Source organism: Cobetia sp. 1AS1 (assembly GCF_029846435.1).
In the GTDB taxonomy this organism is placed as follows: Bacteria; Pseudomonadota; Gammaproteobacteria; order Pseudomonadales; family Halomonadaceae; genus Cobetia; species Cobetia amphilecti.
Genome location: NZ_JARWKU010000002.1, coordinates 399,177 through 412,086 on the forward strand (window position 1 = coordinate 399,177; position 12,910 = coordinate 412,086).

Genomic DNA, 12,910 nt, shown 5'->3' on the forward strand with positions numbered 1-12,910 from the left:
GCTCATGAGATGCTGTCAGCAAGATCTTCCCTACCAACAAGAACGCCCCGATCAGCGATGATCGGGGCGTTCTTGTGATGGCTGATGAGGTGACGACACGCCTCAGCGTGCCATCACCGGGCCACTCACTTGCACAGGGTGTAGCAGGGCACGTAATCGCTGCCCGGCAGCTTCATGCGGCCCTGGGCGACGAAGGAGGTGAGCAGGGCGTCGAGACGCTCCATCAGCTCGGCTTCGGCGGTCAGGCGGAAGGGGCCGTCGCGCTCGATCTCCTCGATGCCTTCCTTCTTGACGTTGCCGGCGACGATGCCCGAGAAGGCGCGACGCAGGTTGGCCGCCAGTTCATGCACCGGCTGGTTGCGGTGCAACGCCAGGCCCGACATGTTGGCGTGGGTCGGCGCGAAGGGCTGCTGGAAGTGCGGGGCGATATGCAGGCGCCAGTTGTAGTAGAAGGCATCCTGATGCTGGCGACGGAATTCCGCCACCTCGTCGATGCCACCGCGCATGGTGCGTGCCACCTCGACCGGATTGTCGATGATGATGGTGTAGCGCGAGCGCGCTTCCTCGCCCAAGGTGTAGGCGATGAACTCGTCGATCTGCTTGAAGTACTCGGCGCTGGACGCCGGGCCGGTGAAGATGACCGGGAACGGCAGCTCGCTGTTTTCCGGGTGCAGCAGAATGCCGAGCAGATAGAGAATCTCTTCGGCGGTGCCCACGCCGCCCGGGAAGACGATAATGCCATGTGCGGTGCGCACGAAGGCTTCAAGGCGCTTCTCGATGTCCGGCATGATGATCAGTTCATTGACGATCGGGTTGGGCGATTCGGCGGCGATGATGCCCGGCTCCGAGATGCCCAGATAGCGACCTTCGGTGCGACGCTGCTTGGCGTGCGCGACGTTGGCGCCCTTCATCGGGCCCTTCATGGCGCCTGGGCCACACCCGGTGCAGATGTCGAGATCACGCAGGCCGAGGTGGTAACCCACGTCCTTGGTGTACTCGTACTCCTCGCGGTTGATGGAGTGACCGCCCCAGCAGGTGACCAGACTCGGCTCACGCGAGGACTTCAGCGCCCCGGCGTTGCGCAGGATATGGAACACCGCATTGGTGGTGCCTTCGGTGGTCGTGAGATCGAAACGCGGGGTGTTCTGGATCTCGTTGGCCACATAGACGATGTCACGCAATACGCTGGAGAGATGCTCGCGAATGCCGCGGATCATCTTGCCGTCGACGAAGGCATCGCCGGGCGCATTGTCGAGCTTGAGGCGAATGCCGCGGTCCTGCTGCAGCACCTCGATCTCGAAATTCTTGTGTGCGTTGAGCACCGCGACGCTGTCATCGGTCTGGCTGCCGCAGTTGAGCACGGCCAGCGCACAGCGGCGCAGGATGTCATGCAACCCGTTGGAGGAGGTATCGCGCAGGCGATTGACCTCATCCTGGGAGAGCACTTCCAGGCTGCCTTCCGGCGAGATGATGGTCGAGACCAGCATGGAGCTGGCATCACGTGAATAGGTCGTCGCTTCGCTGGTGACAGAATTCATGACTGTCTTCCTTGTGTCAGGCGCCCACGGTGGTCTGGGCGCGTTTCCGGGCTTCTGCCCAGAGTTCAGCAATGCGCTCGCGGTCGTCCACGCTCATGCTGTCCTGGGCAAAGGCGTGCTGCATCCACTCTTCAAAGGTGGCGTCAAAGTCTTCCGCGACCACATCCTCGGGATCGTAATCGGCGTTTTCCAGCACCAGTTCCACCTGGGGAATCATGTACCCCAGCGGGAACAGGTCATTTTCGGCACAGTCGCTTTCCATGGCGAGCAGCGCCTTGTGAATGGCTTCGCCGCGTGCAGCCAGAGCATCAGACATCTAGAGCATCTCGTGTTTCGGGCCAGTCCGAAGATTGGCCAGGACAGGGGTAAAGCGCCGGGCCCTGGCGCGTCGCCGTGGCGTTGAACACGGCAGACGCAGCCAAGGTGGCAGCTGGCATTGTCCATGATGCTAACACGCGAGAGTGGCGGGGCGCAGCGCTGCGCATGGCGGCCAGCTCTGGTAGAATCATGTGCTTTGCGGGTCGGTGGCACCTGTGCAGACATGGCAGTTGCGTCATGCAGGTCGTCGCCGGCAACACGATGCGCCGAGTCGCGTCCCCCGTTCGTGAGTGGTCAGTGCCTTCATGTTCAACGCCCAGTATTTTCGTACCTTCATCACACTGGTGGAGACCGGCAGCTTTACCCATACCGCGCGCAAGCTGGAGATGACCCAGCCCGGCGTCAGCCAGCATATTCGCAAGCTGGAGCAGTATCTGGGCCGCTCGCTGCTCAATCGCCAGGGACGCAAGTTCTCGCTGACCGCAGCGGGGCGTCGCTGCTATGACTACTCCATCAAGCTGTTCGCCGAGCACACCCAGTTCATGCACTCGCTGGATGATGATTCTCCGGACAGCGGCGAATGTCGCGTGGCCAGTCCCTCAAGCGTCGGGCTGATGTTCTACCCGTTCACGCTGGGCTATCAGCAGCAGCACCCGGGGCTGACGGTCAGCTACAGCTTCGCTTTCAATTCCGAGATCGTGCAGGACGTGCTGGCGGGTCGCTTCGACCTGGGCATCGTCACCGAGCCGGTCAAGCATCCGGACCTGAACTTCGAGCTGTGGCATCAGGAGCCGCTGTGCCTGGTGGTGCCCGCCGATTTCGCCGGCAACAGCCTCAATGAGCTGATGGCGCTGGGCTTCATGAATTACGCCGATGGCGTCAACAATGCCAGTGCCTTGTTGCGTGAGAACTTCGCCGGTGAATTCCGCTCAATGAGCCACTTCCCGCAGCAGGGCTTCACCAACGATATCGGCATGGTGCTGGACGCTGTGGCGCGAGGTCTGGGCTTCACCGTCGTCTCGCGCACGGTGCTGGAGACCTCGCCGTGGCAGCGTCAGGTGCGCGAGATGCCGCTGACCGAAGCCGTCTACGAGAACCTCTACATCGTCACACGTGACAATGCCGAGGTGCCGCGCCGCTACGAGCAGCTGCTGGGTGAATTCCGCCTGCAGCGTCGCAACACGCTCTACGGCTACGCCGATGCGCCGGAAAGCTTCGACAACATGGACTTCGACAGCATGGTGTAACGCCTCGCGTCATCACCTGCGCCTCCCGAAAGCCCGCTCTTCATGAGCGGGCTTTTTCGTGTCTCGCCGCCGCCATCTGCGCCGCGTGCGGCGTCGCCCTTTGTGCACCACCTGGTTCCAGCCGCTGCCGCCGCCTTGCGACCAAGGCCTGATGCGGGGGCGGCGTACTGCGTGGGATGCTGAAAGCCAGCGCCTTGTTTGCTCATTTCGTGGTGTCTTGCCCATCAGGAGGTCCTGCCGTCGTGTCTTCATCCGGTTCTCGCTCCAGTGTCACGCCTCATGCCCAGGCGGTCTGCGCAGAGCATGCGTCAGCCTCCACGGCTTCCGAGGCATCAGCCGCGCCTGCCGCAGCAGCTGCATCAAGCGAGGTCTTCTCGCTGCTGGCGCGCATGGAGGTCGGCGAGCTGACCCCGGAGCAGCATGCCGAGGTCGCGCGTCGCTGTCGCTGGCCTGACTGGCAGTCGCGCCAGATGAGCGCCAGCCAGGCCGCCGAACTGATTCACGATGGCATGACGGTGGGCATGAGTGGCTTCACGCGGGCGGGGGAGGCCAAGGCTCTGCCGCTGGCGCTGGTCGAGAAGGCGCGCCGCGAGCCGTTCTCCATCACGCTGATGACCGGTGCCTCGCTGGGCAATGACCTCGACGGCCAGATGGCGGATGCCCACATGCTGGCACGGCGCATGCCGTTTCAGGTCGACCCGGTGCTGCGCCGTGCCATCAATGCCGGCGAAGTGATGTTCATGGACCAGCATCTGTCCGAGACGGTGGAGCTGTTGCGCAATCACCAGCTGAGCGACATGAATGTCGCGGTGATCGAGGCCAGCGCCATCACCGCCGATGGCGGCATCGTGCCGACCACCTCGGTGGGCAACTCGGCCAGCTATGCGATTCTCGCCGACAAGGTGATCATCGAGCTCAATCTCGAGTCGCCGGCGGCGCTTGAAGGGCTGCACGACATCTACATTCCGCAGATGCGCCCCAGCCGCCAGCCGATTCCGGTGGTCGCGCCGGATTCGCGCATCGGCACGCCGTATATCCCGATGGACCCCGCCAGAATCGCCGCCATCGTGCTGACCCGCGGCAGTGACAGCCCCTCGACCTGCACGCCGCCGGATGACGGCACCCAACGCATGGCGGGCCATCTGGTCGAACTGCTCAAGCAGGAAGTCGCGCTGGGGCGTCTGACACCGGCATTGCTGCCGCTGCAGGCGGGCATCGGCAGCATGGCCAACGCGGTGATGAGTGGCTTGAAGGAAGGGCCCTTCGAGCACCTGACCATGTACTCGGAGGTGCTGCAGGATTCCACCTTCGATCTGCTGGATGCCGGCAAGCTCGATTTCGCCTCCGGCTCCTCCATCACGGTCACCGAGGAGCGTGGCCGCACGCTGTGGAAGGACCTCGAGCGCTATCGTGATCGCCTGATCCTGCGCCCACAGGAATTGTCCAATCATCCGGGCATCGTGCGGCGCCTCGGCGTGATCGCGGTCAATACGGCGCTGGAATTCGACATCTATGGCAACGTCAATTCCACCCACGTCTGCGGCACGCGGATGATGAATGGTATCGGCGGTTCCGGCGATTTCGCGCGCAATGCCCAGCTGTCGGTGTTCATCACCAAGTCACTGGCCAAGGGCGGTGATATCTCGAGCGTGGTGCCGTTCGCCAGCCACGTGGACCACACCGAGCATGATGTCGATATCCTGGTCACCGAGCATGGGCTGGCGGATCTGCGCGGCCTGGCACCGCGCGAGCGGGCGGTGCAGGTGATCGAGAACTGCTCGGACCCGAGCTATCGCCCTGCGCTGCGCGCCTACTTCGAGGAGGCGTGCCAGCGTGGCGGCCACACCCCACATTGTCTGGAGCAGGCGCTGAGCTGGCATCGCGAGGTAGAGGTGAAAGGGCATATGCGCGCCATGCGCACGGCACCCGAGTCAAGTCTTGAAGAGGCGGCCCCGTCGCTGCCGGATGCCACTGCCTGATCGCACGCCAGGCAGGGCGCTCTCAGGCAGGGTGTTTGGGAGAAACAACCAGGACGAGCGCTGGAAGGCGGCCTACTGATCGAGGCCGTTTTCCAGGCGCTCGTCTTCGCATTCGGGGCTACCCATCTCGTAATCGCGGCACAGCTGCGGGCGGCGGTCGTAGATGGTGCACATCAGCGTCTCGCGGTCGACGGCGGCACACCAGCCATCGTCGAGGCGGCGCATGACTTCGCCGCCCCATTCATCCTCGTCGATCAGGTAGTCCGGCACGCCGGTATCGGTGAGCAGGATGACCTCAAGCCGGCAGCAGCAGGCCTGGCAGTTGCTGCAGGCGATCTCGTGATTGGCGGGTGTCGCAGCGCCGGCAGTGGCCGGCGAGACGTCGGTAATCGGAATATTCATCGGGTCAGGGTCAGCCACAGTGAGTCAGGCGCCAACATCGGCACGCTTCAGCCGGCAGTGAAACACACTCACGCACGGATTACTTGTAGACCTTGTCGATGCCTTCCCAGTAAGTCTCGGGATCACGATCGCGCGTCATGTCATACAGCTGATAACGGCGGTTGAGGCGTGCGCCACCATCACGGGTCAGCGGTGCCCAGGCAAAGCCGGTGCTGCCCTTGCTGGAGGCGGTGAAGAAGGCATCCAGCGGGATGCTGACGTAGAGCCCCTTGTCGAAGCTACCCTCGCCGTAGTCATCGCCGGCATCGGTCAGGGTCGCCCAGGCGCCGACGCTGACCCCGTTGGAGAAGCTGCGCGACAGGTCCAGCGTCGCGCCGACATCACCGGCCAGATAGCGCCCCACCGAGCCCTTGACCAGCACATCGTGCCAGCCGGACTGCCAGTAGGCGGTGGCGTGACCGGTGGTGACCGAGTAGTCACGCAGACCGAATTGCTGGTCGAACTCGCGCTGGCGGACGCGGTTGATGTCCAGCCCCAGCGCCAGCGAGCTGTTCATCGGGCGATAGAGCAGCTCGGCGCCGACCCCGGCATACATCATCTCGAGAATGCCGCCGTAGGCCTGGGCGTACCAGTCGCGCCCGAACTGGTGGGTGCGGTTGTACTGCAGGCTGGTGATGCCCAGGTCGGTTTCCTTGATGTATTCCCCGACGTAGGTACGTACGCGCGGCAGCTCGGAATCGGCGATGTACTCGTAGCTGTCGAAGTTGTCGGCGAGCTGATAGGTCGCCACGCCGGTGAACCAGCCATTGCGGTCGGTGCGCCACAGGGCATCCAGCTGCAGGTTGAGCTGATAGAGGTAGCCATCGGGGCCGCCGAAGTTCTGCTTGAGACTCGGCGAGAAGCCCCAGCTGAAGCCGAACGGCTTGCGTGCCAGCTTGACGCCATCCCCTGTCGCCTGGCGTGTCTCTTCGTCTGAGCTATGAGGCGAGGCGGCATGGGCGGTGATGGAGTGCTCGTATTCGGCGCCGAAGCGACGGTCATTGGCGGCGGCCACGAAGGGCTGGCGCGGATGCTCATCTTCACGCAGCGCCAGACCATTGCTGCTCAGGCGATAGCGGAAGGTGGTGATCTCGGCGGGCAGGCGGTTATGCAGCACGCGGTTGGCGCGGCCTTCGGCCTGCAGGTCATCACGGAAGCGCGTCGCCTCGGCCTCGACGATCAGGGTGTCGCCCTCGACCCGCAGCTGTGACACCTCAAGGCCGCTCTGGGCGCGCAGGGTATCGGCCAGCGCGTCCCAGTCGACGTCGGCAAGGCGCGGGAGATCTTCTGCCTCTGGGCCGTCAGTCGCGCCCGGCTCGAGCGGGGAGTCCGCGGGCGCGCCGCCGAACGAGTCGAGTGTCAGCAGACGGCCTTGCTGATCCTTATTCGCTGACGGCTTCTTACTTGCTGAAGGCTCTCCATGCGCTGATGGCTTTCTGTTCGCTGACGGCTCTTCATGGGCCGACGGCTCTGCAGCCACGCCTGCCGGTTGGGCCGTGCTGGCGGTGGAGGGCGCCGTGCCCGAGGAGGCGTCCGCATTGAGCGAGCGCACGCGGAAGGCCTCGGGTGTCTGGTCGTTGCGATAACGGCTGTGGGTGCTGGGGGCGACCGCTTCCGGCGTGCCGTCGTCCTTGGCCTGGGCGAGCCCGGCCAGATTGGTCGACAGTGACAGCCCCAGCATGGCGGTGTTGCCTCGCTCCCAGCCGCCATGCAGCGACAGGTTGTCATTGACCTTGACGGTCGCGCCCAGATTGACCGGCGAGTCCTGCTCGATCTCCACCGTCAGTGGCTCGTCGGAGTAGTCGTTGCCTTCGTATTCCAGCATCAGGGTCAGCGGGTCCCAGGGCGTCTGGTATTCGATGCCGCCGAAGACGGCCGGGCTGCCGCTGAACATGCTGCCGAGCTGGAAGTCGCCGCCGTCATCGCTGGTCGAGTCACTGCGCGTCTCGAGACTGCTTCTCACCACTGCCAGCGGATTGCTGAAGTCGCCACGCGTACCCAGATAGCCCCAGCCGAGGCCCAGGCTGAAGTCGAGGTCGCCGTAGCGCTTGCTGGCGACCAGATACTCGGAGCTGAACAGGCCCGTACCGCCGAGATCTCGCAGGCCCACCGCGACTTCGGGCTGATAGCGGCCTTCCTGCAGCAGGCGGAACTTGGTGTCGAAGGATTTATCCAGGTAGTCGCGGTCCGGGGCGGCCGCGCCATAGCTGACGGTTTCCACCGAGACATAGCGAAAGCCCAGCTCCATCCAGTCGAAGGGCGCCGCATTGACGCTGAAGCGCTTGTAGGGCTGGGTGCGGCTGTAGGTGAAGCTCAATTCGCCCTGGGGCGCAAAACGCGCCGTGGGCGTCTGCATCAGGCCCACACCACCGAAGTCGCTCTGGGATTCGCCGGTCGCCGCATGGGCGATCTGCGCGCCCAGCAATCCGCCCGCCATGCCGAGTGCCAGCCAGCCATTGCGTGCCAGGGCGGGGCGCTGCTCGGGGCGTGAGTGCGTAACGTGATTGGCAGGGCGAAAAGGACTCGACATGGGCGTCTCGCATGCACGCAAGCCAGCGGCTCACGTACGTGAATAAGGGATTGGGTTCGCGGTCAGGCGCAGTGTGCTGCGCCGGGGCAGCCTCGCCGGCTAGCGCGGGGACGTCGGCAGCTTTGCGGCGTCCAGCTGCCAGCTCTGGCAGGCATGGCCCGGCAGGCGGCTGGCAAGCCAGGCCGGTAGCGCCTCGTTCACCCACTGCTGCGCGGTGTCGATGCCCGGCGTGCTGATCACCACGCTGGCGCCGGGGGCAACGGGCAGGTCGGCATCGCCGCTGGTCAGACGATTCCAGCTCGCCACCGGGCGGGTCAGCACCTGGCCCTGTGGCGTCACCAGGCTGGCCTCGACGGCTGGCCCGATGCCGCCGGCAGCGGCGCGCTCATTGATCAGCGCGTCCAGACTGAGATTCGGCGTCCACTTGCGCTCGTGAACGCCGGTGGCGTCCAGAATCACCACGCTGCGCGGCGCCTGGCAGGCACCGACCACCATGCCCGGGGCGATGCGAATCGCTTGCGGGCCATCGCGCATGTCGCGGCGCGGGTCGAGCTGACCGGGCAGGCGTGCCACCACGGCGTCAGTGTCCGGCGCGCGGCCCTGCTCGACATAGGCCTGCCAGGCCTGCAATGCCTCGGCGTAACGCGCCTGAGGGCTGTCGTCCTTCGCGCCGACGGCGTAGCGCGCCGCGATCAGTTCGAGCTCGGCGCTGACGCGGTTGGCCCGCGCGGCCATCTGCTGGCGAATCAGCGGCGTGCTGACGAAGCTGTAACGCCAATCCAGCGCCTTTGACGGCGCCAGGCCATCCCATTGCGCCTGCAGTACCTGACTGGCCAGCGGCGTGCTCGCGGCACTGAACGGCAGCGGGGTGTCAGCAGCGCTCGCCAGGGGCGCGGCGCTCAGCCCGAGCGGCAGCAGGAGGGCGGCGCTGTTCAGACGGGCCAGTGATGACAGACGGGCCAGTGATGAGAAGACGGGGATCACCATGCCTTGGCGACCTCCCAACCGAACCGCGGACCATCGGGCCAGGCCGTCATGTCGGCCGCCCAGACGCGATTCTCGTCGCGCCACAGGTCATTGCGCGTGGTGCTGCCGTCGTCCCAGCTCAGAATCTCGCGGCAGTGCTGCAGCGGCAGTTCTGCCAGCGGCAGCGAATAGGGGGCGGCGGCCTCGCATTCGAGTCGCGCCGTGGCCTCGTGTATCTGCATCACGGCGACGTCGTCCTGGCGCTGGCTGCCGGTGGAGGCGGCGTCCTGACGTTCCAGCCGACGCGGGTAGGGGGACAACGCACTGACACTGACCTGATAGGTCGTGCCACTGGCCATCAACCAGGCCGGACGCGCCAGAGCGCGCCCGGTAGTACTTTGCTCACGCCTGTCTGCCACATCACGCGCAAAGCCTGAAGTGGCGGACAGGACGCCATCGCGCAATTCGAGGATGCCGCGGTCGCGACTCTCGAAACGCGCGATGCGCCCATTGCCTTCCAGCGTCGCCAGAACCACCAGCGCGGTGCTGTTGGCATGCTTCAGCTTGAGAGAGGCATAGGGCAGCTCGCTGGCACGTGTGGCGTCAAACTCGTCCTTGCCCATCACGTCACCGAGCGAGCTCGAGACGATCTGGGCACAGCCGGAAAGCGACACCAGGCACGCGAGGGTGCCGAATGCCGCCAACGACCTGCTGCGCAGAGCACGGGAGACCACCGAGGTAGCCGCCGCGCCCCACGCAGGGCTTGAGAACGTGAAGCGTTGCGTCGCACGTGCCGTCTTCATCAGCGAGTCCCGGTTGAACCAGTGGTGCCGGTTGTCCCGGTGGTACCGGTCGTGCCAGTGCCGCCGCCGACGGTGCCGGTGGCCGCACCTGCAGCGACGCTGCCGCTGCTGGCGCTCGGCGTCACGCTGCCGGTGGCATTCTGGCTGGCAGTGCCGGTGCCGGCTGCGCTACCTGTCGGCACAGTGCCGGTAGTCCCAGTGGTGCCAGTTGTACCGGTGGTACCAGTAGTCCCAGTCGTGCCGGTAGTCCCGGTGGTGCCGGTAGTGCCAGTCGTGCCGGTAGTCCCAGTCGTACCAGTCGTACCAGTTGTGCCGGTAGTCCCAGTCGTGCCGGTCGCACCCTGAGGCGCTTCTTCTTCCGCGATGGCATTGCCAGCGAGAAGCAGGGCACCTGTCAGGCCGATGATGGCTCCGAGATGTGTCTTGCGCATGGATAACTCTCCTTGATGAGCATTGTCGGCGGTCAGCCGACCAGGAAGGGATGTCAGACCACGACGTGATGACTCAAGGACTGAGGCATCGGCGTCGAGGCTGCCAGCAGATGCTGGCGATCATCCAACCTGCTGCTGAAGATATCGATAGAGGAGAAGAGCGCCGTCCCTGACACCATCCCTGGCATCCTCCGTGGCGCGACCTCGTCCTGAGGTGTTCCTGTCATGACCGTATTCCCTGGTCATGCGCTTGCCGAAATTCATCGTTGCGCCTTGCTGTCTGCGTCTGACAGTCCTGTCAGGTGTCAGCCGCTGAGCGGTTGATGCAGGAAGTCCTTCTCCGCACAGACACAAAGCCGATGAGTCGTGGCAAAGCGAGGCTCATGTTAACGAGAATATGTGAACTGTCTAGCGTGAAGCCTTGCGTATTATTCGCGTTGATCGCTTGAGGATTATTTATGTAAAAAAGAGTAATCGGGGTGTGGATGATTGGCGACGTGGCTGTCGATGTTCCACCGGGCGCTACGCCAGATGGGGCCCGCGTGGCGACTGGAATCCTGCGCTTGAGTGTGTCGCATTGCCGACGAAATGGGGCTTGGGGTGTCTGTAATCGGCAACGCGTCTTTCGTGGAAGTGGCGACATCGAGCGTACTTGCGGTGCTACAAACCAATGTTTTTATTGGATTTTTGTAACAGGGCGCTGATTGGCGGGAGACGTGTATCAGGTAAAATGCACGGCAGACAGGGTTTGGTCACCTTGCCAAAAACGCCACGAATGGCGTGATCCAATGCACGGCGATGCCACGGCATTGGCATTACTGATTCAGCGGCAAATCTTCTGGCAGCTCCATGGGTCGTGGGCTGCGGTCGAAAGAGGTGTGCCGCATTTCGGTAAAAAAACTACAGAAAGTTTGCTCTGCAATGGCGCTGAAGATATTGCCCGAATGACAGCAAGAGTGGCATGAAGGCCGCCATGCAGAGAGTGGTGTCAGAGCCGCAAGTGGAAAGCGCATTGAATGCACCTGCCGTCTGAGCATCGTCGGTTGCGGTTCAGGGTCGTGTTCTGAGCATCTTGAACGATACGCCTACATTCTGACTGGGGATGACGGCGGGATATGACAAGCCATGTGCATGATTCATATGGCGGAAATATCGCTGTAAGCGTTGCGGATCACACTGGCGCAGCGTGAATGAGATCGCAGCAGCCAGTCGAAAAACGCAAGACGCAAGACGCAAGACGCCGAGACCGCCAGGGTCCGGTACCTAAATGCACGAGGGCCCACCCTCGGCAGCCGCGTGACAGCCAGGCAAGGCCGGCGACACGCATGACGCAGCAGGAACTGAAGACGTTATCGAATCCATCCCGGCGGCCATGTGCGGCGGGGGAAGGCGCGATGATCATGGCACTGGGGTGCCGGGTCATCGGGCCTGTCGACTCAACGGACTTCAGATGAAAAATGCACTGATAGCACGACTTCTGGGCGCCAGCTTGAGCATCGGCGCCCTCACCGGGCTCGCCGGGTGCGTCTTCGCCCCCGGTGGCAACATCGACTACGACACCAGCGCTGCGCCGGTGGACGACATCGTCGATGTGGAACCGATCACCTTTGGCCTGATCAAGGCCCAGGCGCGCGCAGACGCCGAATCACGCCAGTCCAGTGGCGATGACAAGCAGCGTCGTGAGCTTGAAAAGGCGCTGGCCCAGGAGCTCAACAGCAGCACGCGCGCCAGTCTGGCACCGGACTATCAGTACCGTGTCGGCCCCGGCGACATCCTGACCATCATCGTCTATGACCATCCCGAGCTGACCTTGCCGACCGGTTCCGAGCGCAGTGCGCAGGAAGCCGGCAACGTCGTGCACGCCGATGGCACGCTGTTCTATCCCTATGTCGGTCGCGTCAAGGTCAGTGGCATGACGCTGGACCAGATTCGCCGTGATCTCGGCGAGAAGCTGCAGCCCTACCTCAATGCGCCGCAGATCGACGTCAAGGTCGCCGCCTTCCGCAGCCAGAAGGTGCGGATCACCGGCGAGGTCCAGTCTCCCGGCGTGCAACCGATCAGCGATGTGCCGCTGAGCCTGCTGGACGCCATCGCGGCGGCGGGCGGTCTGTCCGAAGACGCCGATTGGCACAACGTGGTGCTCAAGCGCAATGGCGAAGAGACCACCATCTCCCTCTATGAGCTGCTGGCCGAGCGCAATGGCGCCAACGACGAGGCAGGCAATGATCGACTGCTCAAGGATGGCGACACCCTCTACGTGCCGGACGTCGGTACCCAGAAGGTGTTCGTGATGGGCGAGGTGGACAAGTCCATCAGCCTGCCGCTGGGCAGAAGCCCGATCTCGCTGACCGATGCCATCGCGCGTGCCGGCGGCATCAAGGAAAACTCCGCCGATGCGTCGGGCATCTTCGTCATCCGTCGTGATCGTGAAGACCCCGAGAAGCTGGCCACCGTCTATCAGCTGGATGCGCGCAATTCCACGGCGCTGATTCTGGGCGCGGACTTCGGCCTCAAGCCGCAGGACGTCGTCTATGTCACCGCCGCACCGGTCTCGCGCTGGAACCGTGTGATTACCCAGCTGCTGCCGACGGTGAGTTCCATCTACTACAGCACCGAAATCCAGGACAACCTCGATACCCTCGGCCAGTAAGGCGAGG

At 64.0% G+C, this 12,910-nt stretch carries 10 protein-coding genes; 3 read left to right on the forward strand and 7 right to left on the reverse strand.

The window, feature by feature from the left end; genetic code table 11:
- Nucleotides 1-125: 125 nt before the first annotated feature.
- Nucleotides 126-1,538 carry a nucleotide 5'-monophosphate nucleosidase PpnN gene (gene ppnN / locus QD280_RS05520; protein ID WP_277876238.1) on the reverse strand — a complete coding sequence of 471 codons (1,413 nt, stop codon included), beginning with the start codon at nucleotides 1,536-1,538 and terminating at the stop codon, nucleotides 126-128.
- 16 nt (nucleotides 1,539-1,554) lie between these two features.
- Nucleotides 1,555-1,854 carry a hypothetical protein gene (locus QD280_RS05525; RefSeq protein ID WP_043334118.1) on the reverse strand — a complete coding sequence of 100 codons (300 nt, stop codon included), beginning with the start codon at nucleotides 1,852-1,854 and terminating at the stop codon, nucleotides 1,555-1,557.
- A gap of 307 nt (nucleotides 1,855-2,161) precedes the next feature.
- Between QD280_RS05525 and QD280_RS05530 the strand changes: the two genes are divergently transcribed.
- Together QD280_RS05530 and QD280_RS05535 are read left to right on the forward strand one after the other, a co-directional pair.
- A complete protein-coding gene (locus tag QD280_RS05530) occupies nucleotides 2,162-3,103 on the forward strand; it encodes a LysR family transcriptional regulator (protein WP_043334148.1) in 942 nt (313 codons plus the stop codon).
- 242 nt (nucleotides 3,104-3,345) lie between these two features.
- Nucleotides 3,346-5,082 carry an acetyl-CoA hydrolase/transferase family protein gene (locus tag QD280_RS05535; RefSeq protein WP_279838549.1) on the forward strand — a complete coding sequence of 579 codons (1,737 nt, stop codon included), beginning with the start codon at nucleotides 3,346-3,348 and terminating at the stop codon, nucleotides 5,080-5,082.
- A gap of 72 nt (nucleotides 5,083-5,154) precedes the next feature.
- Here QD280_RS05535 and QD280_RS05540 read toward each other — a convergent pair whose 3' ends face one another.
- The 5 genes from QD280_RS05540 to QD280_RS05560 form a co-directional block, all read right to left on the reverse strand.
- Entirely contained in the window at nucleotides 5,155-5,484 is a 330-nt protein-coding gene (locus QD280_RS05540) for a YkgJ family cysteine cluster protein (RefSeq protein WP_054556269.1), read from the reverse strand.
- A 79-nt stretch (nucleotides 5,485-5,563) separates the two neighbouring features.
- Nucleotides 5,564-8,053, reverse strand: a complete 2,490-nt coding sequence (locus QD280_RS05545; protein WP_279838550.1) for a YjbH domain-containing protein — start codon at nucleotides 8,051-8,053, stop codon at nucleotides 5,564-5,566.
- 99 nt (nucleotides 8,054-8,152) lie between these two features.
- Nucleotides 8,153-9,040, reverse strand: a complete 888-nt coding sequence (locus QD280_RS05550; RefSeq protein ID WP_279838551.1) for a hypothetical protein — start codon at nucleotides 9,038-9,040, stop codon at nucleotides 8,153-8,155.
- Nucleotides 9,034-9,822 carry a YjbF family lipoprotein gene (locus tag QD280_RS05555; protein WP_279832741.1) on the reverse strand — a complete coding sequence of 263 codons (789 nt, stop codon included), beginning with the start codon at nucleotides 9,820-9,822 and terminating at the stop codon, nucleotides 9,034-9,036. Before QD280_RS05555 ends, QD280_RS05550 begins: the two co-directional genes overlap by 7 nt.
- Nucleotides 9,822-10,253 carry a hypothetical protein gene (locus QD280_RS05560; RefSeq protein WP_192837659.1) on the reverse strand — a complete coding sequence of 144 codons (432 nt, stop codon included), beginning with the start codon at nucleotides 10,251-10,253 and terminating at the stop codon, nucleotides 9,822-9,824. The genes QD280_RS05555 and QD280_RS05560 overlap by 1 nt, the downstream gene beginning before the upstream one ends.
- Nucleotides 10,254-11,703: 1,450 nt before the next feature.
- Between QD280_RS05560 and QD280_RS05565 the strand changes: the two genes are divergently transcribed.
- The gene (locus QD280_RS05565) at nucleotides 11,704-12,903 is read left to right on the forward strand and encodes a polysaccharide export protein (RefSeq protein WP_192837660.1); all 1,200 of its coding nucleotides are present in this window, start codon (nucleotides 11,704-11,706) and stop codon (nucleotides 12,901-12,903) included.
- Nucleotides 12,904-12,910 lie beyond the last annotated feature (7 nt).

Coding starts and splice junctions, on each gene's coding strand:
- ppnN (WP_277876238.1), bottom strand. CDS start 1,538: ATGAATTCTGTCACCAGCGAAGCGACGACCTATTCACGTGATGCCAGC.
- QD280_RS05525 (WP_043334118.1), bottom strand. CDS start 1,854: ATGTCTGATGCTCTGGCTGCACGCGGCGAAGCCATTCACAAGGCGCTG.
- QD280_RS05530 (WP_043334148.1), top strand. CDS start 2,162: ATGTTCAACGCCCAGTATTTTCGTACCTTCATCACACTGGTGGAGACC.
- QD280_RS05540 (WP_054556269.1), bottom strand. CDS start 5,484: ATGAATATTCCGATTACCGACGTCTCGCCGGCCACTGCCGGCGCTGCG.
- QD280_RS05545 (WP_279838550.1), bottom strand. CDS start 8,053: ATGTCGAGTCCTTTTCGCCCTGCCAATCACGTTACGCACTCACGCCCC.
- QD280_RS05550 (WP_279838551.1), bottom strand. CDS start 9,040: ATGGTGATCCCCGTCTTCTCATCACTGGCCCGTCTGTCATCACTGGCC.
- QD280_RS05555 (WP_279832741.1), bottom strand. CDS start 9,822: ATGAAGACGGCACGTGCGACGCAACGCTTCACGTTCTCAAGCCCTGCG.
- QD280_RS05560 (WP_192837659.1), bottom strand. CDS start 10,253: ATGCGCAAGACACATCTCGGAGCCATCATCGGCCTGACAGGTGCCCTG.
- QD280_RS05565 (WP_192837660.1), top strand. CDS start 11,704: ATGAAAAATGCACTGATAGCACGACTTCTGGGCGCCAGCTTGAGCATC.